Origin of the sequence: Kutzneria sp. NPDC052558, from assembly GCF_044547355.1 — a bacterium.
In the GTDB taxonomy this organism is placed as follows: Bacteria; Actinomycetota; Actinomycetes; order Mycobacteriales; family Pseudonocardiaceae; genus Kutzneria.
This window is the reverse complement of record NZ_JBIUAG010000025.1, coordinates 22,396-48,191: the sequence shown is the minus strand read 5'-3', so window position 1 is coordinate 48,191 and position 25,796 is coordinate 22,396. Positions and strand designations below refer to the sequence as shown.

Below are 25,796 nucleotides of genomic sequence, written 5' to 3'. Positions count from 1 at the left end.
GGGGGCGGGTCAGCCGAGGCCGCCGCGCATGGCGGAGGCGAGTTCGCCGTTGGTGGTGTCGCCGTCGGCGGACCAGAAGAAGGCGCCGCCGAGGCCCTGGGCCTTGGCGTAGCTCATCTTGCCGCCGATGGTGGACGGGGTGTCGTAGCTCCACCACTGGCTGCCGCACTTGGCGTAGGCGGTGCCGGCGACGGTGCCGGTGGCCGGGCAGGAGGTCTTGAGCAGCTTGTAGTCCTGGATGCCGGCCTCGTACTTGCCGGGGGCGGCGCCGGTGGCGGAGCCGCCGGGGGTGGACTGGGTGACGCCGGTCCAGCCCCGGCCGTAGAAGCCGATGCCGAGCAGCAGCTTGGACGAGGCGACGCCCTTGCTCTTGAGCTTCTGGATGGCGGCGTCGGCGTAGAAGCCGGCGGTGGGGATGCCGCTGTAGGAGTTCAGCGGCGCGTTGGGGGCGGTGGGGCCGGTGGCGGCCCAGGCGCCGAAGTAGTCGTAGGTCATCACGTTGTACCAGTTCACGTACTGCGCGGCGCCGGCGTAGTCGGCGGCGTCGATCTTGCCGCCGCTGCTGCCGTCGGCGGTGATGGCCGCGGTGACCAGGGCGCCGGAGCCGAACTTGGACCGCACGGCGGCCAGCACGTTCTTGAACGCGGCCGCGCCGCTGGTGTCACAGGACAGGCCGCAGGCGTTGGGGTACTCCCAGTCCAGGTCGATGCCGTCGAAGACGTCGGCCCAGCGCGGGTCCTTGACCATGGCGTAGCAGGAGTTGGCGAACGCGGTGGGGTTCTGCGCGGCCTGGGTGAAGCCGCCGGACAGGGTCCAGCCGCCGACCGAGAACACCACCTTCAGGCCGGGGTGCAGGGCCTTGAGCTTGCGCAGCTGGCCGAAGTTGCCGTACAGCGGCCCGGTGTCGGCCTTGCCGTCGACGCTGGTGCTGGCGTCGAACACCTTCTGGTAGTCGGCGTACGCGTCGGTGAGCGAACACTGCCCGCCCGCGGTGCTGCCGAAGGCGTAGTTGATCACGTTCAGCTTGCCGGCGGTGCCGCTGCTCTGGAGGTTCTTCACCTGGTAGGCGCGGTCGTAGATGCCCCAGTTGGTGAAGTAGCCGACCATCGTGTTGCCGGCGGCCGGGGCGGCGGTGGAGGCGGGGGCGGCCCCGACGAGGGTGGCGGTGACGAGGCCCGCGAGCGCGAGGGCGCCGGCGGCCAGCCGCCGCTTTCCGAACTTGGCCATGCGTTGCTCCCTGAATCCGCAGGAGGGGTCGGCACGGTGGCGGCGGCGGGGAACCGTGCGGGACCCGGAAAAAAAGGGACAAAGCGTGTGCTCACTCACACCGTAGGTGGTCTGGACCACTTCGTCAACGACACCGCGGGAAACACGTTCGGCGAGGTTGGCTAACCTGTCCGGTGACACAAACGTCCGCAATATCCGAGGAGAGCTGCACCCGTGATGCGCACGCACGAGGCCGGGACCCTCCGGGCCGAGCAGGCCGGGCAGTCCGTCACCCTGACCGGGTGGGTGGCGCGCCGGCGCGATCACGGCGGCGTCATCTTCATCGACCTGCGGGACGCCTCCGGCGTGGCCCAGGTCGTGTTCCGCGAGGGCGAGATGGCCGAGCGCGCGCACCGGCTGCGCGCCGAGTACTGCCTCAAGGTGACCGGCGAGGTCGTGCGCCGCCCCGAGGGCAACGACAACGCGGACATCGCCACCGGCCAGATCGAGGTCACGGTCACCGAGTTCGATGTGCTGTCCGAGGCCGCGCCGCTGCCCTTCCAGCTCGACGACAACCTGGAGGTCGGCGAGGAGGCGCGGCTGCGCCACCGCTACCTCGACCTGCGCCGCAGCGGCCCGGCCAAGGCCATCCGCATGCGCAGCGCGGCCAGCCGCATCGCCCGCCGCGTGCTGGAGGAGCGGGACTTCGTCGAGATCGAGACGCCCACGCTGACCCGCTCCACCCCGGAGGGCGCGCGCGACTTCCTGGTGCCGGCCCGCCTGGCCCCCGGCTCCTGGTACGCCCTGCCGCAGTCGCCCCAGCTGTTCAAGCAGCTGCTGATGGTGGCCGGCATGGAGCGCTACTACCAGATCGCCCGCTGCTACCGGGACGAGGACTTCCGGGCCGACCGCCAGCCCGAGTTCACCCAGCTCGACATCGAGATGAGCTTCGTCGAGCAGGACGACGTGATCGAGCTCGGCGAGGCCGTGGTCAAGGCGCTGTGGAGCGAGCTGGCCGGCCACGCCATCGAGGGCTCGATCCCGCGCATGACCTACGCCGACGCGATGGCCCGCTACGGCACCGACAAGCCGGACCTGCGCTTCGGCCTGGAGCTGACCGAGCTCACCGAGTACTTCGCCGACACCCCCTTCCGGGTGTTCAAGGCCCCGTACGTGGGCGCGGTGGTCATGCCCGGCGGCGCCGACCAGCCCCGCCGCACCCTGGACGCCTGGCAGGACTGGGCCAAGCAGCGCGGCGCCAAGGGCCTGGCCTACGTGCTGGTGGCCGAGGACGGCACGCTCGGCGGCCCGGTGGCCAAGAACCTGTCCGAGGCCGAGCGCGAGGGCCTGGCCAAGGCGGTCGGGGCTAACGCCGGCGACTGCGTCTTCTTCGCCGCCGGCGACCCGAGCGACGCCCGGGCCCTGCTCGGCGCGGCCCGGCTGGAGATCGGCCGCCGCGTCGGCCTGATCGACGAGTCGGCCTGGTCGTTCGTGTGGGTGGTCGACGCCCCGCTGTTCGAGTCGGTCGACAAGATCGGCGACGACGTGGCGGTCGGCAGCGGCAAGTGGACCGCCGTGCACCACGCCTTCACCTCGCCCACCCCGGAGTGGATCGACCGCTTCGAGGAGGACCCGGGCAAGGCCCTGGCCTACGCCTACGACATCGTCTGCAACGGCAACGAGATCGGCGGCGGGTCCATCCGTATCCACCGCCCGGACGTGCAGAAGCGGGTGTTCGCGATCATGGGCCTCGGCGAGGCCGAGGCCGAGGAGAAGTTCGGCTTCCTGCTGGAGGCCTTCAAGTACGGCGCCCCGCCGCACGGCGGCATCGCCTTCGGCTGGGACCGCATCGTCATGCTGCTCGCGGGCGAGAACTCGATCCGCGAGGTGATCGCGTTCCCGAAGTCCGGCGGCGGCTATGACCCGCTTACCGCGGCCCCCGCGCCCATCACCGCCCAGCAGCGCAAGGAGGCCGGCGTGGACGCCAAGCCGGTCGCCAAGGGCGAGACCAAGGGCTGATCGAGGGATTGTCGGCCGGGGTACCCGTTCAGGCGTCCCCCGGCGGCACCAACCCGTTACCAAGCCGTATTCCAGCGCGGTGATGCTCGAACATGGACGGGTGCAGCGGCTGCTCCGGGTAGTCGATTGTGCCGATCGTGTGGACGTGCTGTGCACTCGAAGGAGTAGGGTCGGAAGGGATGAGCGTGGAGACCACCGCTGGCCCCGCCAACGCCGCCGGGGCAGCGGACAACGAGGTCGTGGCGACCGTCGCGGCCGCAGAGTCAGTGCTCAGCAGGCGTTTCGGGGCGTCGATCCGACTGGCGGACCCGGAAGACCTGCGCGGTAGCGGGAAATCCACCGTGCTGCGGGTTCGAGTGGCGTCGACCCCGTTCTCGCTGCCCAAGACACTGGTGGTGAAGAGCTACGCCGAGCCACCGGTCGGCGAGCTGGTCGACCCCTTCCCGCACGAGGCGGTCAGCTACCAGCTGTTCACCGCGCTGGGCGGCGAGGACCGGATGTGTCCGGAGCTGATCGCCCACGACGCGACCCTGCGGGTGATCGTGCTCGAGGATCTGGGCCGCGCCCCGACGCTGGCCGACAAGCTGCTCGACCACGACGCCCGCGGCGCGGAACGGGCCCTGCTGGCCTGGGCCCGGGCGCTGGGCCGGCTGCATGCCACCACCGCCGGCCGCGAGGCCGACTTCGACGCGCTGACCCGGCGGCTGGGCGGCCGTCCGGGCCAGGACCCGGTGGCCCGGCGCGCGAAGGTCGCGCTGGCCGAGCTGCCGGACATGCTGCGGTCCGTGCTCGGCGTGACCGTCGGCGACGAGGCCATGGCCCACGCGCTGCGCGGCGGCCGGCTGCTCAGCAGCAACCAGCACCGCGCCTTCAGCCCCTCCGACGCGTGCGCCGACAACAACCTGATCACCAGCAAGGGCCTGCGGGTGCTGGACTTCGAGGGCGGCTGCGTGCGGGACGTGTCCCTGGACGCCGCCGCGCTGCGCATCCCGTTCCCGCTGTGCGGCTGCTCGTTCCGGCTGCCCAACGGCATGACCGAGGCCATGGTCGCGGCCTGGCGGGCCGAGGTCAGCCAGGTCTTCCCCGACCTGGACGACGACGATGTGCTGATGCCCAAGCTGCTGCACGGCCAGCTGCTGTGGGTGTGGCTGTCGACCTGGATGTACCTGCCGCGCCCGGGCGTGCCCGACGGTCCGATCACCAGCCGGCTGCCCTCGCCCCGGCGCAGCAGCGCCCTGCACGCCCGGTGGCTGCGGCTGCGTGACGACGCCACCCGGGCCAAGCGGCCGGCGCTGGCCGAGCACGCCGACCAGGTCGCCGCCGCCATCGTGGACCGTCTGGGCGCCGAGGCCGCCCACCTGCCGCTCTTCCCCGCCTTCAGCTGATCTGCGCGAGGCCCCGCCCCTGCTTCGCCCTGGGCGAGGCAGGGGTCACGAGGGGCCGAGCCCCGCGCGGAACGCGCGGCACAAGCACAGCATCGGCTACCCGGGGGCCGAGCCGCGACGCCGAAGGCGGCGCCACAAGCACAGTGCCAACAAGCACTGTTCGCCCAGCCGTCCCCGTCACGCCACCCGACCATCACCGGCAGTGATTGTCCGCGGGTGATCGTGGACGGGTGACGGTTCAGGCGATGTCGGAGAGTGTGCCCGCCCGCCGCGCGGTCGGACGCCTCGTCGTGCTGGGGGACTCGACGAGTGTCGGTCTCGGTGATCCGCTGCCCGGGGGCGGCTGGCGCGGTTTCGGTCCGCTGCTGGCCGACGCGCTCGGCGGCTGCGACCTGACGAACCTGTCCCGCACCGGGGCCCGGATCGGGACCGTGCGGCACGAGCAGCTGCCGATGGCGGCCAAGCTGCGGCCGGACGCCGCGGTGATCGTCGCCGGCATGAACGACACCATGCGCTCGGACTTCGATCCCCGGCAGCTGCGGGCCGACCTGGACCACGTGGTCGCCCGGCTGCTCGACGCCGGCGCCGTGGTGGTGCTGGCCAGCTATCACGACCATGCCCGGGTCTTCCGGCTGCCCAAGGTGCTGCGGCGTGCGCTGCGCCGCCGGGTCGACGAGCTGAACGCGGTGATCCGCTCGGTGGTGGTGGAGCGCGGCGTGGGCTGCGTCGACCTGGACACCCTGCCCGGCGCCTACGACCTGGCCGCGTGGAGCATCGACCGGCTGCACCCGTCCGAGCTGGGGCACCGCATGCTGGCCCAGGGCTTCGCCGAGCAGCTGACGCGGGCCGGCTGCGCCGTCGAGTCGCCGGTCAGCCTGGTGTGCGCCGGCGGCCGCGTCGTCGCCCCGTGGCAGCACGTCGCCTGGCTCGTGCTGAAGGGCATTCCGTGGGTATGGCGGCGCGGTTACGACTTCGCTCCCTACGCCTTTTCTGTCTTGTTCCGGACAGCCGCGGGCGATTCACGACAATCGTCGTGGGCTACCTGGAGCAATTATTCACAAGAGAATTCCGTGAATAGTTGATCTCGGTCCGCAACTGAATTCTGTGGGTACGCTCGCGACGTTGGATGTGCTCTTCCAATTCAGGAGGACCAGTGTCGAGAGTGTTCGTCAGATCGTCTCTGCTCGGAGTCGGCGCGGCCGTGGTGGCCGCGCTGACCGCGCTGGCCCCGGTCGCCTCGGCGGCCGGTGATCCCCATGTCGTCACCCCGCAGGTGCAGTCCTTACGGGCCCAGGTCCACAACGGCACGCTGCTCAGTTCCCACGGCACGCTCGCGCCCTGCGTGTTCTGCCAGGCCAAGCTGGTCACCGCCGCACCCGGGTCGCAAACACCCCTGTCGACCACGGTTCCGGCCGGCTACGGCGCCGACGACCTCGCCGCCGCCTACCACCTGCCCGCCGCCGCGACCGGCGCCAAGGGCACCATCGCGATCATCGACGCCGGGGCGTACCCGAACCTCGAGGCCGACATCAACGCCTACCGGGCCCAGTACGGGCTGCCGGCCTGCACCTCGGCCAGCGGCTGCTTCAAGCAGGCCGACCAGCACGGCGGCCCGCCGCTGACTCCGGCCACCACCTTCCCGAACACCTACTACGAGGAGTCGGTCGGCGTCGAGACCTCCCTCGACGTGGACATGGCCTCGGCCGCCTGCCCCTCGTGCTCCATCATCGAGCTCCAGCTGCCCATCGGCGACGCCCTCAACGGCACCAAGGCGCACCTGGACGCGGCCATGGCCGACTTCGGCGACGCCGTGAACACCGCGGCCAAGCTGGGCGCGACCGCGGTCAGCATGAGCTACCAGTACCCGAGCGACACCGACGTCGAGTTCGGGCAGGCCGGGCGCGACCTGTTCCACCCGGGCGTGGCCGTGCTGGCCTCCTCCGGCGACAGCGGCTACGAGGGCAACGTGCACACCGGCTGGCCGCAGAACCTGCCGTGGGTGGTCTCGGTCGGCGGCACCTCGCTGTTCCAGAACGGCGGCGGCTACACCGACGTGGCCTGGGGCGGGGCCGGCAGCGGCTGCGAGACCGACCTGCCCGGCGCCATCGGCGCCCCGCCGGCCGTCAGCGCCAACTGCGGCGGCCACCGCGCCGCCTCCGACGTGTCCGCGGTCGCCGACCCGAACACCGGTGTCGCCGTGTTCGACACCTTCGCGCCGTTCACCGGCTCGCCGTACAACTGGATCCTCGTCGGCGGCACCAGCGCCTCGTCGCCGTTCGTCGCCGGCCTGTACGCCCGGGGCGGCCACACCTCGCAGGTGATCGGCCCCAACACCCTCTACACCGCGCCCGCCGGCGCCTTCACCGACGTGACCCTGGGCCAGAACGCCCCGGCCCACGTCTGCCCGACCGCGACGCCCGCGCTGTGCGCCGCGCAGAAGGGCTGGGACGCCCCGACCGGGGTCGGCGTGCCCAACGGCCTCGCCGGATTCTGATTCATTCGTGAACGCCGACGGGCGGCTCCCATTCACGGGGGCCGCCCGTCCATTTGTGACACCTATCGGAGCGTCTTGCCGAGAGCCCGTCCGGCCGCCCGCCCGGAAAAGATGCAGCCGCCCAGGAATGTGCCCTCAAGGGCGTTGTATCCGTGCACGCCGCCGCCGCCGAATCCGGCCACCTCGCCGGCCGCGTACAGGCCGGGGAACGCCTCGCCGTCGGGCCGGATCACCTGCGAGTCGAGATTGGTCTGCACCCCGCCCAGCGTCTTGCGGGTGAGGATGTTGAGCCGGACCGCGATCAGCGGGCCGTGGGCCGGGTCGAGGATGCGGTGCGGCTTGGCCACCCGGGCCACCTTGTCGCCCAGGTACTGGCGGGCGTTGGTGACCGCCATCAGCTGGAGGTCCTTGGAGAAGGCGTTGCGGACCTCGCGGTCGCGGGCCCGGATCTGGCGCAGCAGGTCGTCGTAGGAGATCTGCGGGCCGCGCGACAGCTTGTTCATGCCGGCCACCAGCTCCTGGAGGTTGTCCGACACCACGAAGTCCACGCCGTGCTCCTTGAACGCCTCCACCGGGCCCGGCGCGCCCTTGCCCAGCCGGCCGGTCAGGGTGAGCTTGAGGTCCTTGCCGGTGATGTCCGGGTTCTGCTCGGAGCCGGAGAGCGCGAACTCCTTCTCGATGATCGACTGGGTCAGCACGAACCAGGAGTAGTCGTAGCCGGTGGCCAGGATGGCCTTCATCGTGCCGTTGGTGTCGAAGCCGGGGAAGTTGGGCGAGGGCAGCCGCTTGCCGGTGGCGTCGAACCACAGCGAGGAGGGGCCGGGGATGATCCGGATGGCGTGGTCGGGCCAGATCGGGTCCCAGTTGTTGATGCCCTCGGTGTAATTCCACATCCGGTCGCGGTTGACGATGCGCCCGCCGGCCGACTCGGTGATGGCGATCATCCGCCCGTCCACGTGGGCCGGCACGCCGGAGATCATCGTGCGCGGGGCCGGGCCCATCCGCTCGGTCGGCCAGTTCTGCCGGATCAGGTCGTGGTTGTGGCCGATGCCGCCGGAGGAGACGATCACCGCCTTGGCCCGCAGCTCGAACTCGCCCACCTTGGTCCGCGAGGACGCCTTGCCCCGCTCCAGGTCCGTGGGCTCCAGGATCGTGCCGCGCACGCCGACCGCCGCGCCGTCCTCCACGACGATGTCGTCCACCTGGTGGCGGAAGGCGAACTCCACCTGCCCGCGCTTCTCCCCTGCCAGCACCGGTTCCAGGAACACCCGGACCACCTCCGGGCCGGTGCCCCAGGTCAGGTGGAAGCGGGGGACCGAGTTGCCGTGGCCGTCGGCCGGGCCGCCGCCGCGCTCGGCCCAGCCCACCAGCGGCGTGACCTTGAGGCCCAGTTCGCTCAGGTATTGGCGCTTCTCGTCGGTGGCGAACCGGACGTAGGCCTGTGCCCACTGCCGGCCCCAGTGGTCCTCGTCCTCGCGGTCGAAGCCGGCCGAGCCCTGCCAGTCCTGCCAGGCCAGCTCGAAGGAGTCCTTCACGCCCATGCGGCGCTGCTCCGGGCTGTCCACGAAGAACAGGCCGCCCAGCGACCAGAAGGCCTGGCCGCCCAGGTTGTTGCGGTTCTCCTGGTCCACGACGAGGACCTTGCGGCCCGCCTTGACCAGCTCGTGCGTGGCGACCAGGCCGGCGAGTCCCGCGCCGACCACGATGACGTCGGCCTCGATTGTCATGACCGTCCTCCGTTGTTGATGCTGTAGGCCGTCAGGACCCGTTCGAACAGGTCGGCCCGGCGTTGCCAGACGGCCGGGTTGTCCGGTTCCAGCAGGCACTGCGCCGCCGTGCCGTCGTGCACCGCGACCAGCGCCTGCCCCATCGCCACCTGATCGGGTGTCTCTCGTCCGATCTTGCCGAGCAGCTCCGCCACCACCGGCGTGATCGCGCCGCTGATCGCTTCCTCGCGGGCCGTCATCACCCGGCGCAGCCCCGGGTTGCGCAGCGCGTGGGCCGTGAACTCGGCCGTGATCCGGTACCAGGTGTCGTCCACCGGCACCGCCGGCGTCACCAGCTCCACCACGCCTCGCACGTCCGTGACTCTGGACGCGTCCATCTCGTCGAGGGCCTGCCGCAGCCCGTCGATCAACTCCGTGGACCGCTGCTCCCACATGGCCAGGAAGAGGTCGTCCAGCGACGCGAAGTTGGAGTAGAAGGCCCCTCGTGTGTAGCCCGCCCGCTCGCACACCTGCTCCACGGTCGAGCGGCCGAAGCCCTGCTCCGCGAACACCCACAGGGCCGCCTCCAGCAGCCGCTGACGGGTCTCGCCCCGCCGCTTCGTCACCCGCTTCGGCGCTGCCACGGCCACCTCCTGCCGATACGAAAATGTATCCGATACGCCCATGGATTGGAAGCGCGGAGTGCGCGGGTTCTCCCGACACTGGGTTCACGCAGAGTGCTCGGGAGGTCACCGTTGTTCGCCGTGAAGATCGCCGCCGCCGCGCTGCTGCTCGCGCCGCACGTGTCCGTCTTTCCCGATGTCACCGCCCTGCACCACTTGGTGCAGTCCGGCACCTTGCTGTCCAGCCACGGCGTCGTGGCGACCTGCGACGTGTGCGATTCCGAGATTGTGACGATCGCTCAGGATTCCGCCGTCCCGCTCGCCACCCCGGTGCCCATCGGTTATAGCGCCGCCGAGCTGGCCTCGGCCTACCACCTGCCCGATGCTTCCGTCGGCACTGCCGGCACCGTCGCCATCATCGACGGCGGCGGCTATCCCGACCTGGAGTCCGACCTGGCCCGCTACCGCAGCCAGTTCGGTCTTTCCCCGTGCACCACCGCGTCCGGCTGCCTCAAGGTCGTCGACTACCAGGGCGGTCCGCCCTTGACTCCCAATGGTTCCGACGAGGAGAAGGAGCTTTCCGCCGAGACGGCCCTGGACGTGGAGATGGTCTCCGCCGCCTGCCCCTCGTGCAAGATCCTGCTGGTGCAGGCCCCCGCCACGGATTTCTACCTGTCGGCCTTGCATCCCGCCTCCGCCGCCGTCCCCTCGATCGCCAAGGCCGTCAACGTCGCCGTGGGCCTCGGCGCTTCCGCCGTGAGCATGAGCTTCGGCTATCCGTCCACCAAGGACATCAACACCGGTCCCGTCAGCTCCGTCTTCGCCCATCCCGGCGTGGCTTTTGTGGCCTCGTCAGGGGATTCCGGCTATCTGGGCAAGGTCCACGGCTACTGGCCCCAGAACCAGCCCACCGTGATATCGGTCGGCGGCACCGCCCTCTACCAGTCCGACACCGCCTTTTCGTCCGCCGCCTGGAGCCAGGCCGGCAGCGGCTGCGAGACCGATCTCCCGCCCGCCCACGGCCAGCCCGAAGCGGTGTCCGCCTTCTGCTCCGGCCACCGCGCCGCCACCGATGTCTCCTCCGTCTCCGACCCCGCCACCGGCGTGGCCGTCTACGACTCCTACGGCATCGGCGGCTGGTACGTCGCCGGCGGCACCAGCGCCGCCGCCCCCTTCATCGCCGCCATGTTCGCCCGCGCCGGCCACACCGCCTCCGTGGACGGCCCCGCCACCCTCTATTCGGCCCCCGCCGGCGCTTTCGCCGACGTGTCCACCGGTCAGAACGGCGCCGCCCACTCCTGCCAGACCTCCGCCCATCAGCTCTGTGTCTCCGGCCCCGGCTGGGACGGCCCCACCGGCGTGGGCACCCCCACCGGCCTATCCGGGTTCTGACTTTCCGAACTCCGGCAACCCTTCGCTGATTCGGACGGTCCAGTCGCTGTGATGAATCAGCCGATGACAAGCGCTGCACAGCAACACCAGATTGTCCAGGCTGGTCGGCCCTCCCTCAGCCCATTCCACCACATGATGCGCGTGGCATTGCCGAGGTTTCCTTCCACATCCCGGAAACGCGCACCCCTTGTCCCGGATGATCAGTGCTCTGCGTATCGCGTTGGGGATTGTCCGGCTGGCCCGTCCGATGTCGAGCACCTCGGACCTGGCCCCCAGCACCACCCGGAAGATTGTGCTGTCGCAGGCGATCCGCCGAACGGAGGCGGCGTTGAGCGGCCCCATGCCTTCCAGATCGGCAGTGCCTCGCTGCTCCTGGAAGTCCTTGAGGGGCATGGTGAGGGCGATGTGCGGCTTCTCCCCGCCCTCCTCGGGCAGGTCCTTGCACCCCGCCGCCAGTTCGAGGATCTCGACGAGCGCGTCGCCTTGCCGTTGCGGGGTGGTGCGGGTGTCGTCGGCCGAGGTCGGCTTGGCCAGGCCGCTGACGAGGGTCTCCAGTAGCGCGGTGCTTTCCAGGTCGAGGAAGCCGTCGATCTTCGCACCGTTGTGGCGTTTGCGGATGTTCAGCTCTCGGGTGGGCTGGGCCAACTCCCGGTCGTCGGGGGCTTTGCCGTCCTGGTCGAGCAGCAGCAGGATCCGGTGGGCGGCGTCCTTGAACTGGCCGAGGTCGAGGGTCGCCACGTGTTCCACCAGCGCCGCCTCAACGCGATCCCGGTCCGGCTCGGGCGCTTCAGCCAGCGTCTTGTCCATGATGACCAGATGCTGCCTGCTGAGCTGCTCTTCCTGCGCCACGTCCCGAACGGCATCGCGTTGGAACAGTTCCGCAAAGCGGACCAGCTCCCGAGCCTCACCTCGGGTGATGTTCCACCCCAGGGCCAGATCCGCCACGATCGCGGCCCGGTCATCCTTGGTGCGGCTGGTGCGGTTCCACCATTCCCGCACGACCTCGATCTGTTCCAGGTAGTCGGCCTTACGTCGCTCCTCCAGCCACTTCCCACGTTCCCGCAGCCCCCCGTCGCTCAGCCGCCACCTCTCGGCGTCGACCGACATTTCCGGGTTCGCTGACATACCCTCATAATAGCACAAATTGGAGATCAATTCCCATTGTCGGGCAACGGTAACCCTATCGTGTCCCACCTGAAGATTCCTTCAGGAAAGCGCTTTCCAATCTTGAAAAGCGCCACCCCCAAACGGCAACCGAACAACGAAAGCCGCGCCCCCTCCCACTTCCCAAGCCCTCTGTAAACCGCACCACCCGCCCTCCCGTCACCGCGCCACGACCCCCGCCACCCACCTGACTCGCGGCAACCGGGTTGCGAGGGGGAAGCTGACCACGGTGAAGGTGCCGGACGGCGTCGACGGGACGAAGGTCGGCCACCAGCTGCTCACCGACCACAACATCGAGATCGGGGCGGGCGCGGGCACGTTCGCGACCTCGGTGTGGCGGATCGGCCTGATGGGCCACAACGCCCGCCTCGACCGCGCCGAGCTGATCCTGGCCGCCCTCGCCCGGCTGCGCTGACCTTGTGTCCCAGAATCCGGGTGTCCCAGAATCCGGACCGGCGGTCCGACTCTGCTACGGTCGGCTCCATGGGCATCGGAATCACGTTGCAGGGGACGGCCACGGCTACCAACTACGTGGACGAAGTCGTCGACAAAGCACGGAAGGCGGCGGCCGCGGGGGTGCGGTCGGCGTGGTTCGGGCAGCGGTTCGACTACGACGCGGTGGGGCTGGCGGCGATCGTGGGACGCGAGGTGCCGACGCTGGAGGTCGGCACCTCGGCGATCCCCGTGTTCGGCCGGCATCCGCTGCTGGTCGGGGCCCAGGCGCAGACGGCCCAGGCGGCCACCGGCGGCCGGTTCCACCTGGGTCTGGGCCTGGGGGCGGGCCCGTTCGTGGAGAAGACGCTGGGCGTCAGCCACACCCGCCCGATCGCGTTGCTGCGCGAGTTCCTCACGGCCCTGCGCCCGTACCTCGAAACCGGCCAGACCGACTTCCGCGGCGAGCTGATCACCACCGCCACTCCCATGCCGTCAGCCCTGCCGGGCGCGACGCCGACGCCGATCCTGGTTGCCGCCATGGGCCCACAGGCCTTGCGGGTCACGGGCGAGCTGGCCGACGGCACGCTGCCGTTGCTGGCCGGGCCGAAGGTGCTGGCCGAGCACATCGTGCCGCCGCTGCTGAAGGCCGCCGCCGGCCGCCCGGCGCCGAGGGTCGTCTCCTTCCTCCACGCCGTGGTCACCGACGAGGTGGACGCCACCCGTGAACGGGCGGCCGCGCAGATCGGCTTCCTGGACCAGTTCCCCTCCTACCAACGGGTTCTGGCCCTCGGCGGCTTCACCAGCGGCATCGAGCTGGCGGCCATCGGCGACGAAAAGCTCGTCACCGCGGCGATTCGCGCCCACTACGACGCCGGCGCCACCGAGGTGGTCGTCGGCAGCGCCTTCGGCACGGACGCGGATCAGGAACGCACCTGGCAGCTGCTCGGAGACCTCAACCGAGAGGCATCCTGAGCTAGTCGCGGCCGGCGCTGGTCAGGGTGCGGCCGTGCGGGGTCAAGGTGTGCACGACGGACTGGCCCTGCCGTTGGCTGCTGGCCAGCCCGGCCTCGCGCAGCACCTTGACGTGCTCGCTGGCCGTGGCGAGGGAGACGCCGGCGCGGTGGGCCAGCTGGGTGGTGGTGCACGACACCGACAGCAGGCCGAGCACCCGGGAGCGGGTCTCGCCGAGCAGCTTGGCCAGGCGGCCGCCGATCTGGTCGGAGCCGGGGACCGGGGCGACGGGGTAGACGAGCACGGGGGCCAGGTCGCCGTCGATGAGCGTGGTCGGCACGGCGGAGCAGAAGTACGACGGCAGCAGCGTGATCCCCCGGCCGCCGAGCTCGATGCTGTGGGGGACGGGATACGGGCAGGTGAGGACCGCCCCGTCCCACTGCGCATCGGGCCGCAGCCCGGCCAGTAGTCGATCGACGCCGCCTTCGAGCAGCGCGGTGGCCCGCCAGGCGCGGTCGACCTCGACGGCGTGGCAGACGACGTCCCACACCGGGCTGACGGCTTGCTCGGTGTAGAGCCGCAGGGCGGTGGCGGTCTCGCCCAGCACGGTGCGCCGGCGGTCGGCGGCGAGCCGCCGCACCCAGTCGGACGGGGCCCGGTTCCGGTAGGCGGCGGCCAGGTCGACCCGGATCCGGTCGGGCGGGGTGTCGAGCAGCCGGGCCCAGTGGCTGCCGTCGCCGGCCGAGGGCGTGAGGAAGTCGGGGAAGTTGCCCTTGGCCGGCACGAGCCCGCACAGCACGTCCAGCCATCCCCGCGCGCCGCCGAGCACCCGGGCGGCGTCGCGGCGCCACCACGCGTGGTGGCTCGGCAGCTGAGCCGACCGCAGCTTGGTCAGGCTCAGCACCGCCTCCCAGAGCAGATCGGGCCCGGCGGCCACCCGGGTCCGCCGGATGTCCGCGTCGGTGAAATGGATGCGCAGCACACGTGCAGGTGTAGGCCGTTCGCGTTGTTCGGTGTCGTCACGGCCCAACCGAACAAGCTTCGGCGAACAGTGAACGTCACCGACAGGGCGGGGTGAACGGCAGGTCGGGCAGGTAGCGCTGCCACTGCGGGGCGTCCAGGTTCCCGGCGGTGGTGGCGCAGATCCGGGTGATGGCCTGGTCCACGTTCATCGGCGTGAGGTGCACGGTGTGGTCGTTGCTGGCGGTGGCCAGCCACTGGCCGTCCGGGCTGAACGCCCCGTTGTTCACCTGTCCGGTGTGCGACACGAGCTGGCCGAGTTCGCTGGGATGGGCTGGGTCGGCGACGTCCCACAGCCGCACCGTCGAGTCGCCGGAGCCGCTGGCCAGGGTCTTGCCGTCGGGGCTGAAGCCGACCCAGTAGACGAAGTTGGAGTGGCCGTACAGGGGCAGGCCGAGCCGGCGCGGGCGGCGCGGATCGGAGACGTCCCACAGCTGCACGGAGCTGTCCGAGCCGGCGACGGCGATGGTGTGATTGTCGGGGCTGAAGGCGACGCCGAACACACCGCTGGCGTTGGCCGTCAGCGAACCGAGCAGCGCCGGCGAGGTCGGATCGCGCATGTCCCACAGCCGCACGGTGTCGTCGGCGGCGGCGCTGGCCAGCAGCGCGCCGTCGCCGCTGTAGTCGAGCCAGTAGACGAACTTGGCCTGTCCGGTCAGGGACTTCATCAGCCGCGGTTTCGCCGGATCAGCCAGGTCATAGACGCGGATCACGGCGTCGTTGCCGGCTGTGACCAGCGTCTTGCCGTCCGGGCTGAACTCGCCCAGCTCCATGTTGTTGGTGCCCTCGGTCAGCGGCTCGCCCAGCTGATGGGCGTGCACAGGATCGGCGACGTCCCACAGCCGGACGGTGTAGTCGCTGCTGGCGCTGGACAGCAGCTGGCCGTCGGCGCTGAACTCCACCCGCCGGACCGTCTTGCTGTGCCCGGCAAGAGTCGTGATCAAGGACGGATGCAACGGGTCCGAAATGCTCCACAACCTGATCTTGTTGTCGGCCCCGCAGGTCGCCATCACCTTGCCGTCCGGCCGATAGGCCACGCCGGACACCGACGCGCCGTGGCCGATCAGGGTGGTCTGCGGCAGCCGCCACAGCCGCACGGTGGTGTCGGCGCTGGCGGTGGCCAGCGACTGCCCGTCGGGACTGAAGGCCAGGGCGTAGATGTACGCGGAGTGCCCGGTCAGCGGGCGGCCCAGCTGGATCGGGTTGGCCGGGTCGCTGACGTCCCACAGCCGGGCCGACCGGTCGGCGCCGCCGCTGGCCAGGATGTGGCCGGTGGGGTCGAACGCGACCGCGAACACGGTGTTGATGTGTCCGACCAGCGGCTGCCCGATCAGGGCCGGGTGCGCGGGGTCGGTCACGTCGTACAGCCGGACCTTGAAGTCGTCGCCGCCGATGGCCATCAGGTGGCTGTCGTGGGTGAACGCCGCCGAGTACACCCGGGTCTGGCCCACCGGATCTACCAGCACCGGATCGGTCCACGGCACGGGGTGCAGCGGATCGGTCACGTTGATCAGCCGGAACCGGCCGTCGTGGCCGACGGTGACCACGGTCCGCCCGTCCGGGCTGTAGATCGCCGCGTCGACCTGTTTGTCGTTGCCCGGCACCGGATCGCCGAGCGCGTGGGCGTGCGCGGGATCGGCGACGTCCCACAGCCGGATGGCGCCGTCGTCGGCGGCGCTGACCAGGTACCGGCCGGTCGGGTCGTAGGAAACGGAGTTCGGCGCCTTGGTGTGGCCGGTCAACGGCCCGAGGACATGAGGATGCGCCGGGTCGGCGACGTCGATCAGGCGGATGGCGTTGTCGCCGTCGGCGGTGGCGATGGTCTTGCCGTCGGGACTGTAGGCCAGGAAATTGACGCTGTCCGGCAGCTTGATCGGGGCGCCGAGCGGGCCGGGGTCGGCGGTGTTCCACAGTCGTACGGTGTGGTCCTTGGCGGCGGTGGCCATGACCTTGCCGTCGAACCGGTAGGCGACGCTCAGCAGCTTGCCGGTGTGGCCGGGCAGCGGCGTGGACATCGGCACGTTCTCGGTGTCCCGCAGGTCGGTGATGGTCTGCGGGGTGGGCTGGCTGCGGTAGCCGGCGAGGTCGAGCAGGGCGGCCAGCGACGTGTTGTTGGCGGCGACCTGCTTGGCCTCCAACGCGGTCTGGATGCCGACGCGGCCGTTGAGCTCGGCCTGCGCGGTGTCCCGTTGCTGGAAGGCGATGATGCCGGCGCTGGACGCGACCAGCACCAGCGCCACGAGCCCGGCGATCACCACCCGCAGCCGGCGGGCGGCGCGGTTGGCCTGGTGTGCCGAGGCGGTCAGGAACTCCTGGACCAGCGGCGTCGAGGTGACGCCTTCCCGGTCGTCGGCGGCCCATTCGCGGGCGGCGGCCAGGCGGCTGCCCCGGTACAGGGCGCTCGGGTCGCGGCCCTCGGTCCGCCACGCAGTGGCCGCGGTGGTCACCTGCTGGCGGATGCGCAGGCCGGCGCGGTCGCTGTTGATCCACTCGTGCAGACGTGGCCAGGCGTGCAGCAGCGCCTCGTGGGTGATCTCCACGCCGGTGGCGTCCAGCGTGACCAGGCGGGCTGTCGCCAGCAGCTCCAGCACGGCCTCCGAGCCGGACTCGAGTTCGTCACGGGCGATGCGGCGCTTGGTGTCCCGAGTGCCGTCGCCGGGCGACACCATGCGCAGGAAGATGCCGCGCACCAAGCGTTGTTGCTCGGACGTGAGTCGCGAGTAGACGGATTCGGCGGTGCGGGCCAGCGCGTGCTGGATGCCGCCCGACGCCTCGTAGCCGGCGAGCGTGAGCGTCGTGCCGCGGCGGCGGAACCAGGTCTCCCGCAGGGCGTGCGACACCATCGGCAGCACGTTGGACTGCCCGGTGGCGTCGGCCATCACCCGGGCCAGCAGTGAACCCTCGACCGTGCCGCCGGCGTGCGCGGCCGGCTGGGTGATCGCCGCCCGCAGCTCGTCCGCGGTCATCGGGCCGACCAGCAACTGCCCGTCCCGCAACGCTTCCACCAGATCCGGATGCTCGGCGCAGTGCGGGTAGAAGTCGGCGCGGACGCCCAGCACGAGCCGGATCCGGCTGTCCTCGGCCCGCGCCGCGGTCAGCAGGGCGGCGATGAAGGCGGCCCGCTCCGGTGGGCTTTCGCACAGCGTGAACACCTCCTCGAACTGGTCCACCACCAGCACGAGTTCATCTACCACCGCCCGGTGCAAGGCAGTTGGGTCGTCGCGCAGCTCCTCGTGCAAGACGGGCGCGGAGGCGCCGGTGAGGGCGGCCAGCCGGACCGCGCACTCCTCCAGCGGGTGCGGCCCCGGCGTGCAGACGATCGTCGGCGTGTCCGCGAGCCTGGGCAGCAGACCCGACCTGATCAGCGAGGACTTGCCGGAGCCGGACGCGCCGAACACCGCAACGAAGCGACCGTCGCGGACGCGGGCCACCAGGTCCTCGGTCAGCCGTTCCCGGCCGAAGAACCACTCCGCGTCCTGCGGCCGGAACGCCGCCAGACCCACATAGGGACAGGTGTCGGAGGATTCCGGTGCGGCCAGCTCCGCCGCCACCCGCTGCCAGCGTTCCTGCCACTCGTCGACATCGCCGCCGCAGGCCCGCACGTACGCCAGCGTCACGGCCAGGCTCGGCAGCTTGCGGCCGCCGCTCGCCTCGGCCAGCGTCGACGCCGCGTAGTGCGCCTGTTTGGCCAGCTCACGGTAGGTCGGACTGCCGGCCTGGTCGCGCAGCCGGCGCAGCGCCCCGGCGAAATCGCCCAGCGGTCCCTCGTCCAGAATCTCTTGTCTCGGCATATCCCCAGCCCCCAGCCGGTCCGATCCGGTCGGCCGGTCATTCTGCCGGCGTCGGGCGCACCGGATGGGACTTTTCAGACACGGCTGAATGGTCGGGCCTTTGTTGGCGGCCATGTGCGCGTCCACGATTGCCAGCTCGGGGCCGTGGTGCGAAAGTCACGTCATGACTGCACAGGCGCGGCTGCTTCCGGACTTGGTCGAGCACTGGGCGCAGGCGACGCCCGACGCCGAGGCGATCAGTTACGAGGGTCGCAGCTTTACCTGGTCGCAGTGGCGGGACCGGATCCGGCAGGTCGCCGGCGCGCTGCGGGCGGCCGGGATCGGGCGCGGCGACCGGGTGGCGTACCTGGACAAGAACAACCTGTCGTGCCTTGAGGTCACGCTCGGCGCGGCGTCGGTCGGCGCGGCCACCGCGCTGCTGAACTGGCGGCTCGCCCCCGACGAGCTGGACTACATCGTGCGCGACTCCGGCGCCCGGGTCCTGTTCGTCGCCGACGACCTGCTGCCCGGCGTCAAGGGCATCGTCGACGGGCCGGAACTCGTGCTGCTCAGCGGGTACGAGGACCTGATCGCCGCCGCCGAGCCGGTGGGCATCCAGGCCGACGTGCGGGAGGAGGACCCCGCGCTGGTCATGTACAGCTCGGGCACCACCGGCCGGCCCAAGGGCGTGGTCCTCAGCCACGGCAACGTGCTCGCCCATTCCCGCAACACCCTGTCGGCCATGCCCGTCGGCCCCGGCTCGCGCAGCCTGGTCGCCATGCCGCTGTTCCACGTCGGCGGCACCTGCTACGCCATTTCCGGTTTCCGCGAAGGCATTCCGTCCACGCTGCTGCGGGAGCCGGGCGGGCCGGCGCTGATCGGGGCGATCGTCGAGGGCTGCACGCACGCCTTTCTGGTGCCGGCCGTCGTGGCCGGGGTGATGGCCGCCGGGCAGCCGGCGATCGGCGCGTTCGGGCGGCTCAAGCGCCTGGTCTACGGGGCGTCGCCGATGCCGCTGCCGCTGCTGCGGGCGGCCATGGCGGCGTGGCCGAACACCGACTTCGTGCAGGTCTACGGCATGACCGAGATGGCCGGGGCGATCACCGTGCTCAGCCCGGACGACCACCGCGACGCCGAGCACCCCGAGCGGCTGGCCTCGGCCGGGCGGCCCGTCGACGAGGCCGAGCTGCGGATCGTCGACCCCGTGACGCTGGCCGACGCCCCCGTCGGCGAGCTGTGGTTCCGCACGCCGCAAGCCATGCTCGGCTACCTGGGCAAGCCCGAGGCCACCGCCGAGACGCTGACCGCCGACGGCTGGCTGCGCACCGGCGACGTCGGCCGGCGCGACGAGGGCGGCTACGTGTACATCGTCGACCGGGTCAAGGACATGATCATCACCGGCGGCGAGAACGTCTACTCGCCCGAGGTGGAGCGGGTGCTGGCCGAGCATCCCTCGGTCGCCGACGTGGCCGTGATCGGCGTGCCCGACGACCGCTGGGGCGAGTCGATCAAGGCCGTCGTGCAGCCGGCCGACGGGCACACCGTGGACCCCGAGCAGCTCGTCGCCTTCGCCCGCGAGCGCCTGGCCGGCTACAAGGTGCCACGCAGCATCGACGTGGTCACCGAGATGCCGCGCAACGCCACCGGCAAGATCCTCAAGAAGGTGCTGCGCCAGCCGTACTGGCCGGATCGGGCCCTGTAGCGAAAAACCGGTGCGGTTCCGGGCCGGGCACGGGGTAGAACCGGTGCCATGTCCACTTTCCGCACCGTTCCCGGGCTCTTCCCGCCGCCCGCCTACTCGCACAGTGTTGTCGTCGAGGCGGGGGAGCGCCTCGTGTTCACCGCCGGCGGCGTGCCCCTCGACGCCGACGGCCAGCTGGTCGGCCCGGGCGACCGGGTCCGGCAGGCCGAGCAGGTGCTGGCCAACCTCCGCGAGCAACTCCGCCAGGCCGGCGCCGACCTGGAGCACGTTGTCAACACCACGGTGTACGTCGTCGCCGACCAGCCCTCCGATCTCACCACCGTCTGGGACGTCGTCACCGCCTCCGGCCTGTCGGCCGGCCCGCACAGCTCGACGCTGCTGGGCATCAGCATGCTCGGCTACCCCGGCCAGCTGGTGGAGATCACCGCCGTGGCGGCGATTCCCGCCTAGTCGGCCACTGCGCCCCGCGCCAGCGTAGGGGCCGGTTTCCGCCTGAACGGCCGCCCGATCGGGCGGCCGTCTTGTCCGCCGTTGACCGGTTGAGAACCCCGTGGTTACGGTCCGACCACCACCGGGCCTGAGGAGGTCGCCATGGCGGCAGAGCCGATCATCGAAGAAGTCACCGTCGAGGAATCCATTGGCGGCGTTGAGGAATTCCTCGACGAGCGCGCGATCAACGGCCTTATCAGCCGAGGCGAGTGAGGGAGGGCGACATGGCGGACACCACCGTGAACGAGGACCTGGTCATCGCCGAAGTGTCCGTTGTGGACAGTGACGGCGGGATTGAGGAATTCCTCCATGAGCGGGCCCTTGGCGGGCTCCGCCGGGAGGAGTGAGGCGGGATGACCACACTCGGGTTCGAGCACTGGTTCCGGTCGCTGGGCATCGAGGACTTCGGGGCGGGCGAGGTCGGCCGCGAGCCGTTGTTCGTGCCGGCGTCCCAGGAGCGGGCGGACGCGGCGATGCGGGCGATCGGCGTGAACAGCGTGGAGGATGTCTTCCAGCTGAGCGACTCGACGATGTATGCCTGGTTCCAGCGGCTGGACGGCAAGCACACGGCGGCGAAGATCCCGGCGGAGAGCGCGGCCAAGATCTACGCCGGCGGCACGACCGTCTACCTGACCGAGATCGCGAAGTTCCACCAGCTCGAACTGGAGGCCACGGCCTACTTCGGCCTGCCGTCGAACGCGGCCAAGGTGGAGCTGTTCTGCAACCGGCCGAGCGCGGTCACCACCACCCACTTCGACACCGTGGACGTCACGACGATCCAGTTGCGGGGACGGAAGACCTGGCGGATCGCGCCCAACGAGTTCGCGCCGGGTCCCAAGCAACCTTGGGGCGTCGGAGAAAAGGTGCCGGCGTCGCTGCGGATGTACGCGGAGGGCGTCACGCCGAAGGAGATGCCCGACGGGGCGCTGGAGTTCACCCTCGACCCCGGCGCGGTGCTGCACGTGCCGCGCGGGTACTGGCACTCGACGTTCTCCGACCGTGACTCGATGTCCCTGCACCTGCAGTGCGTCTCACCGTCCCGATTGGACGCGGTGCTCGCGGTCGTGCGCAACGAGCTGGCGCGAGACCTGTACTGGCGGGAGAACGCCTACCGTCCCGAACTGGACGAGCAGGCGTTGCAGGTCCTGCGGACGGCGATCGGGCGGCTCGACCCGAGGGATCTTGGCCGGACGCCGGTCGACGACGGGCCGGTGGACCTGAACGAACCGTTGGAACGGGCCGGCCAGGCGGCGTTGGGGATCGCCGCCGACGACGGGAAGACGGCCCGGATCGAGGTGACCACGTATCGCGGGCACGGCAACCGGACGACGACGCTGAACCTGAGCTCGGAGTTCGTGCCGGCCTGTCGTTGGGTGAACGCCCTGGCCACGGGCGCGGCGTTCGACGCGGGCGATCTGCTGCGGGCGGCCCCGGGGCTGTCCAAGCAGAGCGCGCAGGAGCTGGCCCGCACGCTGGTGCGGACCCAGCTGGCCCGGCGCTAGGCGGCGGACGCGGTCGCGGTGGTGTGGCCGGCCAGGTCGACCATGGCCCGGTGAGGGGTGGTGCGGCGCATGCCGGCGTCCAGGCAGCGGCGCACCACCGCCGGCTGCTCCCGCCACAGCCGCAGGCCCCGCCGCACCAGCAGCGGCACGGGCTTGCGGTGTTCGGCGACGTCACGGGCCAGGCGGCGTACGAAGGTCAGGCCGGCCGGCGGGGCCAGCACGAGGGCGTCGGCCAGCACGCCGGCCTCCCGGCAGCCGCTGACGAGCCGGTCGGCGAACAGGCCCTCGGCGAAGAACAGCGGGGAGTCCCCGAGTTCGATGCGGTGACAGCCGACCCGACGGTCCTCGCCGAGCACGTAGACGGGGGCGTCGACCTGGCCGGTGCAGGCCAGCTCGACCACCGCGGCCAGGGCCTCGGCGGTGTTCCAGGCGTTCTCGTCGTCCCAGTCGACCTGGCCGGAGGCGTCGCGGGGCAGCAGCGGATCGGAGCCCTCGCGGTAGAAGTCGTCCAGGCGCAGCACGGGCCAGCCCAGGTGGGCGGCGAGGGTGGACTTGCCGGAACCCGAGGGACCGGCCAGCAGCACGACGCGCGGATGAACGGAAGCTGACGGCACGGGTAACGAGTATCCCACACCGACGGGCGTTGTAACGTCGAACTTATGAGCGACGGGTTGTACGACGGCGGGCTGTTCGGCGCCGACGTCGAGGAGCGGAGCAAGGCGCAGCTGGCGGCCAACGCGCCGCTGGCGGTGCGGATGCGTCCCCGGTCGCTGGACGAGGTCGTCGGCCAGGACCACCTGCTCGGCCCGGGCGCCCCGCTGCGCCGCCTGGTGGAGGGCGCGGCCCCGGCCTCGGTGATGCTGTACGGCCCGCCCGGCACCGGCAAGACGACCCTGGCCACGCTGGTCTCGCAGGCCACCGGCCGCCGGTTCGTGGCGCTGTCGGCGCTGTCGGCCGGCGTGAAGGAAGTCCGTGAGGTGATCAACGACGCCCGTCGGCGGCTGGGCCGCAGCGGCGAGGCGACCGTGCTGTTCATCGACGAGGTGCACCGCTTCTCCAAGACCCAGCAGGACGCCCTGCTGGGCGCGGTCGAGGACCGGATCGTGCTGCTGGTGGCGGCCACCACCGAGAACCCGTACTTCTCCGTCGTCTCCCCACTGCTGTCGCGATCCCTTGTGCTGCAACTGAAATCCCTCACCGACGAGGACGTGCGGGAGGTCGTGCGGCGGGCCGTGACCGACGAGCGCGGGCTGGGCGGCTCGCCGTCGCTGTCGCCGGAGGCCGAGGACCACCTGGTCCGGCTGGCCGGCGGCGACGCCCGGCGGGCGCTGACCGCGCTGGAGGCGGCGGCCGAGTCGGCCCAGTCCACCGGCGCGGACGTGATCGACCTGGCCACCCTGGAGGCCACCGTCGACAAGGCCGCCGTGCGCTACGACCGCGACGGCGACCAGCACTACGACGTGATCAGCGCGTTCATCAAGTCCATCCGCGGCTCCGACGTGGACGCCACCCTGCACTACCTGGCCCGCATGATCGAGGCGGGGGAGGACCCGCGGTTCATCGCCCGGCGGCTGGTGGTGCACGCCAGCGAGGACGTCGGCATGGCCGACCCGACGGCGATCCAGGTGTGCGTGGCCGCCGCCCAGGCCGTGCAGCTGATCGGCATGCCCGAGGCCCGCATCAATCTGGCCCAGGCGGCCATCCACCTGGCCACCGCGCCCAAGTCCAACGCCACCATCGTGGCCATCGACTCCGCCCTGGCCGACGTGCGCAAGGGCGCGATCGGCACCGTCCCGCCGCACCTGCGCGACGGCCACTACGCCGGGGCCAAGAAGCTCGGCAACGCCCAGGGGTACCGGTATCCGCATGACGTGCCCGAGGGCGTGCTGACCCAGCAGTACCCGCCGGACGACCTCATCGGCCGCGACTACTACGCCCCCACCAACCGCGGCAACGAACGCGCCCTCTCCGAGCGCGTCACCCGCCTGCGCAAAGTGATCCGCGGGCAAGAGTGACCCCGGCGAGTCCCGCCCACAGTCACACCGAACTGATGAATCCGTTTCAGCAGTTCGGTGTGACGCCAAGCGGGACAGTGAGGGGTTCAGGGGGTGTCGGCCCAGGTGGTTAGGGCGGTTTCGTAGAGGGGGGCGTCGGGGGTGAGGTTGAGGTCGTGGCCGGCGTCGGGGAGGGTGGCGGCGGTGAAGCTCAAGGCGTTGGCGAAGTAGGGGGCCTCCTCGGCGGCCAGGGCCGATGCGGACGAGCAGTCGGCGGCGAGGAGATGGCCGCAGAAGAGGGCGTCGTGGCCGCCGACGACGAGGTACACGGGCAGGCGGATGCCCAGGGACATGGGCAGGGTGAAGCCGAGGGCGATGGCGTCGGCCATCTCGGTGGAGGAGACGACGCCCTTGGTGGCCTCGTCGTAGGCGACCATCGCCGGATCGGGGTCGGGCCCGTAGAACAGGGCGGCCCGCTGGCCGGGCACGGTGGTGAGGTAGCCGGGGTCGTATTCGGTGGCCAGCGAGCTCGGGTCCAGAGTGACCGGTCGGACCATGAACGCCAAGGCGGCGGTCAGTTCCTCGGGCGACACGCGGTGGGTCATGCCGGTCAGCGCGAGGGCGTCGGCGTCGTTGTAGAGGGACGTCTCGATGAGCGCGACGGCGCTGCCGACGGAATGCCCGACCAGCAGCACCTTCCCGAAACCGGAGGTGCGTAACTGGCCGATGACCTGGTGCAGGGTGAGGGCCTGGGTGGTGGCAGTGAGCAGGACGCTGGGTTCAGGTGTGCTCTGCCCGTAGCCGACGCGGTCGATGGCCAACGTCGCCCAGCCGTGCGCGACCGCGCGCCGCACGTACGAGTAGTCGCCGATCGGCTCGTCCCAGTACCGCGAGTCGTAGGTGGCGCCGTGCACGAGCAACTGCACCCGAGAGGAGCCGCCGGGCGGTTGGCACAGCCGGCCGTGGACCTGGGCCGGTAACAGGACGTCGAGCCGCACCGGCAGCGACACGTCCCGGCAGTCCTCGGTCGCGGCGGCGGCCGGCGGGGCGAGGCCGAGCAGCAGAGCCAGCGTGATCAAGGCACGCCACCGCATCGCAGGCCCCTTCCCCGGAAGGAAAGATCATCCTAGGCCTGGAAAAGCCTTTCCGACGCCGAACGGCCGAATCAGGAACGAGCCTGTGCCTGTTCCTCCAGCAGCCGGTGGGCCAGCAGGGTGCCGCCCGCGGTGGCGGCCGGCATCACGACCAGCGCCAACAGCGGCACCAGGCACAGCAGGTAGGCCGGCAGCGCGAAGCCGAACGCCATCGCCCGCCGCTGCCCCAGCACGTGCCGGCGCGCGGCCAGCGGCAGGCCCCGCCGCGAGAAGGGCACGACGCTGAGCTCCAGTCCGAACAGCCACGCGCTCACGCACACGCCGATGATCGGCCCGGCGACCTCGCCGATGCCCGGCACCAGGTCGATGAGGAACATCGGGACCGACAGCAGCGCCGACGCCCCGACCACCTTGGCGTTGTCCAGGGTGTCGGTCCACCACGGGGTGTCGTGCTCGGTCGACACGCCGCCCAGCTGGTTCTCCACCCGGTTGGCGATCGCCTCGTAGAACGGCGCGCCGACGGCCAGCGTGACCGCGGCGAACAGCAGCAGCCCGAAGAAGATCACCGCCACCACCAGGGCCACGCCGATCAGGTCGCGCACCAGCGCGCGGTAGGTGGGGTCCCAGCCGTCCAGGAACGGGGTGGCCCACGTGATCAGGTCCGGCGCGAAGATCGCCAGCACGATCACCAGCGCGAGCAGCAGGCCGCCGGTCAGCACGGCCGGCAGCGCGCCGAGCAGCAGAAGGCGGGGCGTCCGCAAGACGATGCCGAAGCCCCGCAGCAGCAGGCCGACGCCCGCGAAGAAGTCCCTGATCATCAGGCGGAAGGATAGCCCGTTGACCTAAAGGG

Annotated in this window: 21 protein-coding genes; 12 read left to right on the top strand and 9 right to left on the bottom strand. The window is 71.1% G+C overall.

From position 1 onward, the window contains the following. Window positions 1–9: 9 nt before the first annotated feature. Complete coding sequence (locus ACIG5F_RS35020; RefSeq protein ID WP_396524241.1) at window positions 10–1,227, bottom strand: glycoside hydrolase family 18 protein; 1,218 nt, start codon at window positions 1,225–1,227, stop codon at window positions 10–12. A gap of 213 nt (window positions 1,228–1,440) precedes the next feature. Here ACIG5F_RS35020 and aspS point away from each other — a divergent pair, with 213 nt between their 5' ends. The 4 genes from aspS to ACIG5F_RS35000 all read left to right on the top strand — a co-directional run bounded on the left by aspS (window position 1,441) and on the right by ACIG5F_RS35000 (window position 7,104). Continuing rightward, window positions 1,441–3,225 carry an aspartate--tRNA ligase gene (gene aspS / locus ACIG5F_RS35015; RefSeq protein ID WP_396524240.1) on the top strand — a complete coding sequence of 595 codons (1,785 nt, stop codon included), beginning with the start codon at window positions 1,441–1,443 and terminating at the stop codon, window positions 3,223–3,225. A gap of 179 nt (window positions 3,226–3,404) precedes the next feature. Then, window positions 3,405–4,610 carry a hypothetical protein gene (locus ACIG5F_RS35010; RefSeq protein WP_396524239.1) on the top strand — a complete coding sequence of 402 codons (1,206 nt, stop codon included), beginning with the start codon at window positions 3,405–3,407 and terminating at the stop codon, window positions 4,608–4,610. Between the two features lie 245 nt (window positions 4,611–4,855). Further along, window positions 4,856–5,692 carry an SGNH/GDSL hydrolase family protein gene (locus ACIG5F_RS35005; protein ID WP_396524237.1) on the top strand — a complete coding sequence of 279 codons (837 nt, stop codon included), beginning with the start codon at window positions 4,856–4,858 and terminating at the stop codon, window positions 5,690–5,692. Window positions 5,693–5,763: 71 nt separating this feature from the next. Next, window positions 5,764–7,104 carry a peptidase S8 gene (locus tag ACIG5F_RS35000; protein ID WP_396524236.1) on the top strand — a complete coding sequence of 447 codons (1,341 nt, stop codon included), beginning with the start codon at window positions 5,764–5,766 and terminating at the stop codon, window positions 7,102–7,104. A gap of 62 nt (window positions 7,105–7,166) precedes the next feature. Here ACIG5F_RS35000 and ACIG5F_RS34995 read toward each other — a convergent pair whose 3' ends face one another. Next, window positions 7,167–8,831, bottom strand: a complete 1,665-nt coding sequence (locus ACIG5F_RS34995; RefSeq protein WP_396524235.1) for an FAD-binding dehydrogenase — start codon at window positions 8,829–8,831, stop codon at window positions 7,167–7,169. Continuing rightward, on the bottom strand, window positions 8,828–9,454 hold the full coding sequence (locus ACIG5F_RS34990; protein ID WP_396524234.1) for a TetR/AcrR family transcriptional regulator: 627 nt from the start codon (window positions 9,452–9,454) through the stop codon (window positions 8,828–8,830). The genes ACIG5F_RS34995 and ACIG5F_RS34990 overlap by 4 nt, the downstream gene beginning before the upstream one ends. Window positions 9,455–9,574: 120 nt before the next feature. Here ACIG5F_RS34990 and ACIG5F_RS34985 point away from each other — a divergent pair, with 120 nt between their 5' ends. Continuing rightward, a complete protein-coding gene (locus ACIG5F_RS34985; RefSeq protein ID WP_396524233.1) occupies window positions 9,575–10,825 on the top strand; it encodes a peptidase S8 in 1,251 nt (416 codons plus the stop codon). Here ACIG5F_RS34985 and ACIG5F_RS34980 read toward each other — a convergent pair. Then, on the bottom strand, window positions 10,811–11,950 hold the full coding sequence (locus tag ACIG5F_RS34980; protein ID WP_396524232.1) for a DUF222 domain-containing protein: 1,140 nt from the start codon (window positions 11,948–11,950) through the stop codon (window positions 10,811–10,813). The two genes, ACIG5F_RS34985 and ACIG5F_RS34980, sit on opposite strands and share 15 nt — an antisense overlap. Window positions 11,951–12,218: 268 nt before the next feature. On the opposite strand from ACIG5F_RS34980, the gene ACIG5F_RS34975 reads away from it, so the two are divergent. Continuing rightward, entirely contained in the window at window positions 12,219–12,404 is a 186-nt protein-coding gene (locus tag ACIG5F_RS34975) for a hypothetical protein (RefSeq protein WP_396524231.1), read from the top strand. Between the two features lie 68 nt (window positions 12,405–12,472). Continuing rightward, complete coding sequence (locus tag ACIG5F_RS34970) at window positions 12,473–13,396, top strand: TIGR03564 family F420-dependent LLM class oxidoreductase (protein ID WP_396524230.1); 924 nt, start codon at window positions 12,473–12,475, stop codon at window positions 13,394–13,396. A 1-nt stretch (window position 13,397) separates the two neighbouring features. Here ACIG5F_RS34970 and ACIG5F_RS34965 read toward each other — a convergent pair whose 3' ends face one another. Both ACIG5F_RS34965 and ACIG5F_RS34960 read right to left on the bottom strand, forming a co-directional pair. Next, window positions 13,398–14,357, bottom strand: coding sequence for an ArsR/SmtB family transcription factor (locus tag ACIG5F_RS34965; protein ID WP_396524229.1), 960 nt, complete (start codon window positions 14,355–14,357; stop codon window positions 13,398–13,400). Between the two features lie 76 nt (window positions 14,358–14,433). Beyond that, complete coding sequence (locus ACIG5F_RS34960) at window positions 14,434–18,186, bottom strand: helix-turn-helix domain-containing protein (RefSeq protein WP_396524228.1); 3,753 nt, start codon at window positions 18,184–18,186, stop codon at window positions 14,434–14,436. Window positions 18,187–18,349: 163 nt separating this feature from the next. On the opposite strand from ACIG5F_RS34960, the gene ACIG5F_RS34955 reads away from it, so the two are divergent. The 4 genes from ACIG5F_RS34955 (at window position 18,350) to ACIG5F_RS34940 (ending at window position 21,858) form a co-directional block, all read left to right on the top strand. Then, entirely contained in the window at window positions 18,350–19,867 is a 1,518-nt protein-coding gene (locus ACIG5F_RS34955) for a long-chain-fatty-acid--CoA ligase (RefSeq protein ID WP_396524227.1), read from the top strand. 48 nt (window positions 19,868–19,915) lie between these two features. Further along, window positions 19,916–20,317, top strand: coding sequence for a RidA family protein (locus ACIG5F_RS34950; protein WP_396524226.1), 402 nt, complete (start codon window positions 19,916–19,918; stop codon window positions 20,315–20,317). A 263-nt stretch (window positions 20,318–20,580) separates the two neighbouring features. Further along, the gene (locus ACIG5F_RS34945; RefSeq protein WP_396524225.1) at window positions 20,581–20,703 is read left to right on the top strand and encodes a hypothetical protein; all 123 of its coding nucleotides are present in this window, start codon (window positions 20,581–20,583) and stop codon (window positions 20,701–20,703) included. Window positions 20,704–20,709: 6 nt separating this feature from the next. Next, window positions 20,710–21,858, top strand: coding sequence for a JmjC domain-containing protein (locus tag ACIG5F_RS34940; protein WP_396524224.1), 1,149 nt, complete (start codon window positions 20,710–20,712; stop codon window positions 21,856–21,858). On the opposite strand, the gene ACIG5F_RS34935 is transcribed toward ACIG5F_RS34940, so the two are convergent. Continuing rightward, window positions 21,855–22,472, bottom strand: coding sequence for a uridine kinase (locus ACIG5F_RS34935; RefSeq protein WP_396524223.1), 618 nt, complete (start codon window positions 22,470–22,472; stop codon window positions 21,855–21,857). The two genes, ACIG5F_RS34940 and ACIG5F_RS34935, sit on opposite strands and share 4 nt — an antisense overlap. 45 nt (window positions 22,473–22,517) lie before the next feature. Between ACIG5F_RS34935 and ACIG5F_RS34930 the strand changes: the two genes are divergently transcribed. Beyond that, a complete protein-coding gene (locus ACIG5F_RS34930; RefSeq protein ID WP_396524222.1) occupies window positions 22,518–23,873 on the top strand; it encodes a replication-associated recombination protein A in 1,356 nt (451 codons plus the stop codon). An 86-nt stretch (window positions 23,874–23,959) separates the two neighbouring features. On the opposite strand, the gene ACIG5F_RS34925 is transcribed toward ACIG5F_RS34930, so the two are convergent. Both ACIG5F_RS34925 and ACIG5F_RS34920 read right to left on the bottom strand, forming a co-directional pair. After that, window positions 23,960–24,946, bottom strand: a complete 987-nt coding sequence (locus ACIG5F_RS34925; protein ID WP_396524221.1) for an alpha/beta hydrolase — start codon at window positions 24,944–24,946, stop codon at window positions 23,960–23,962. A 71-nt stretch (window positions 24,947–25,017) separates the two neighbouring features. Next, window positions 25,018–25,764, bottom strand: a complete 747-nt coding sequence (locus tag ACIG5F_RS34920; RefSeq protein ID WP_396524220.1) for an EI24 domain-containing protein — start codon at window positions 25,762–25,764, stop codon at window positions 25,018–25,020. Between the last annotated feature and the right edge of the window lie 32 nt (window positions 25,765–25,796).

Excerpts from the sequence above, each read along its gene's own strand:
- ACIG5F_RS35010 (WP_396524239.1), top strand. The coding sequence starts at position 3,405 with ATGAGCGTGGAGACCACCGCTGGCCCCGCCAACGCCGCCGGGGCAGCG.
- ACIG5F_RS35005 (WP_396524237.1), top strand. The coding sequence starts at position 4,856 with ATGTCGGAGAGTGTGCCCGCCCGCCGCGCGGTCGGACGCCTCGTCGTG.
- ACIG5F_RS34970 (WP_396524230.1), top strand. The coding sequence starts at position 12,473 with ATGGGCATCGGAATCACGTTGCAGGGGACGGCCACGGCTACCAACTAC.
- ACIG5F_RS34980 (WP_396524232.1), bottom strand. The coding sequence starts at position 11,950 with ATGTCAGCGAACCCGGAAATGTCGGTCGACGCCGAGAGGTGGCGGCTG.
- ACIG5F_RS34925 (WP_396524221.1), bottom strand. The coding sequence starts at position 24,946 with ATGCGGTGGCGTGCCTTGATCACGCTGGCTCTGCTGCTCGGCCTCGCC.
- ACIG5F_RS34920 (WP_396524220.1), bottom strand. The coding sequence starts at position 25,764 with ATGATCAGGGACTTCTTCGCGGGCGTCGGCCTGCTGCTGCGGGGCTTC.
- ACIG5F_RS34955 (WP_396524227.1), top strand. The coding sequence starts at position 18,350 with ATGACTGCACAGGCGCGGCTGCTTCCGGACTTGGTCGAGCACTGGGCG.
- ACIG5F_RS34950 (WP_396524226.1), top strand. The coding sequence starts at position 19,916 with ATGTCCACTTTCCGCACCGTTCCCGGGCTCTTCCCGCCGCCCGCCTAC.
- ACIG5F_RS35020 (WP_396524241.1), bottom strand. The coding sequence starts at position 1,227 with ATGGCCAAGTTCGGAAAGCGGCGGCTGGCCGCCGGCGCCCTCGCGCTC.
- ACIG5F_RS34930 (WP_396524222.1), top strand. The coding sequence starts at position 22,518 with ATGAGCGACGGGTTGTACGACGGCGGGCTGTTCGGCGCCGACGTCGAG.
- ACIG5F_RS34945 (WP_396524225.1), top strand. The coding sequence starts at position 20,581 with ATGGCGGACACCACCGTGAACGAGGACCTGGTCATCGCCGAAGTGTCC.
- ACIG5F_RS34960 (WP_396524228.1), bottom strand. The coding sequence starts at position 18,186 with ATGCCGAGACAAGAGATTCTGGACGAGGGACCGCTGGGCGATTTCGCC.
- ACIG5F_RS34940 (WP_396524224.1), top strand. The coding sequence starts at position 20,710 with ATGACCACACTCGGGTTCGAGCACTGGTTCCGGTCGCTGGGCATCGAG.
- ACIG5F_RS34995 (WP_396524235.1), bottom strand. The coding sequence starts at position 8,831 with ATGACAATCGAGGCCGACGTCATCGTGGTCGGCGCGGGACTCGCCGGC.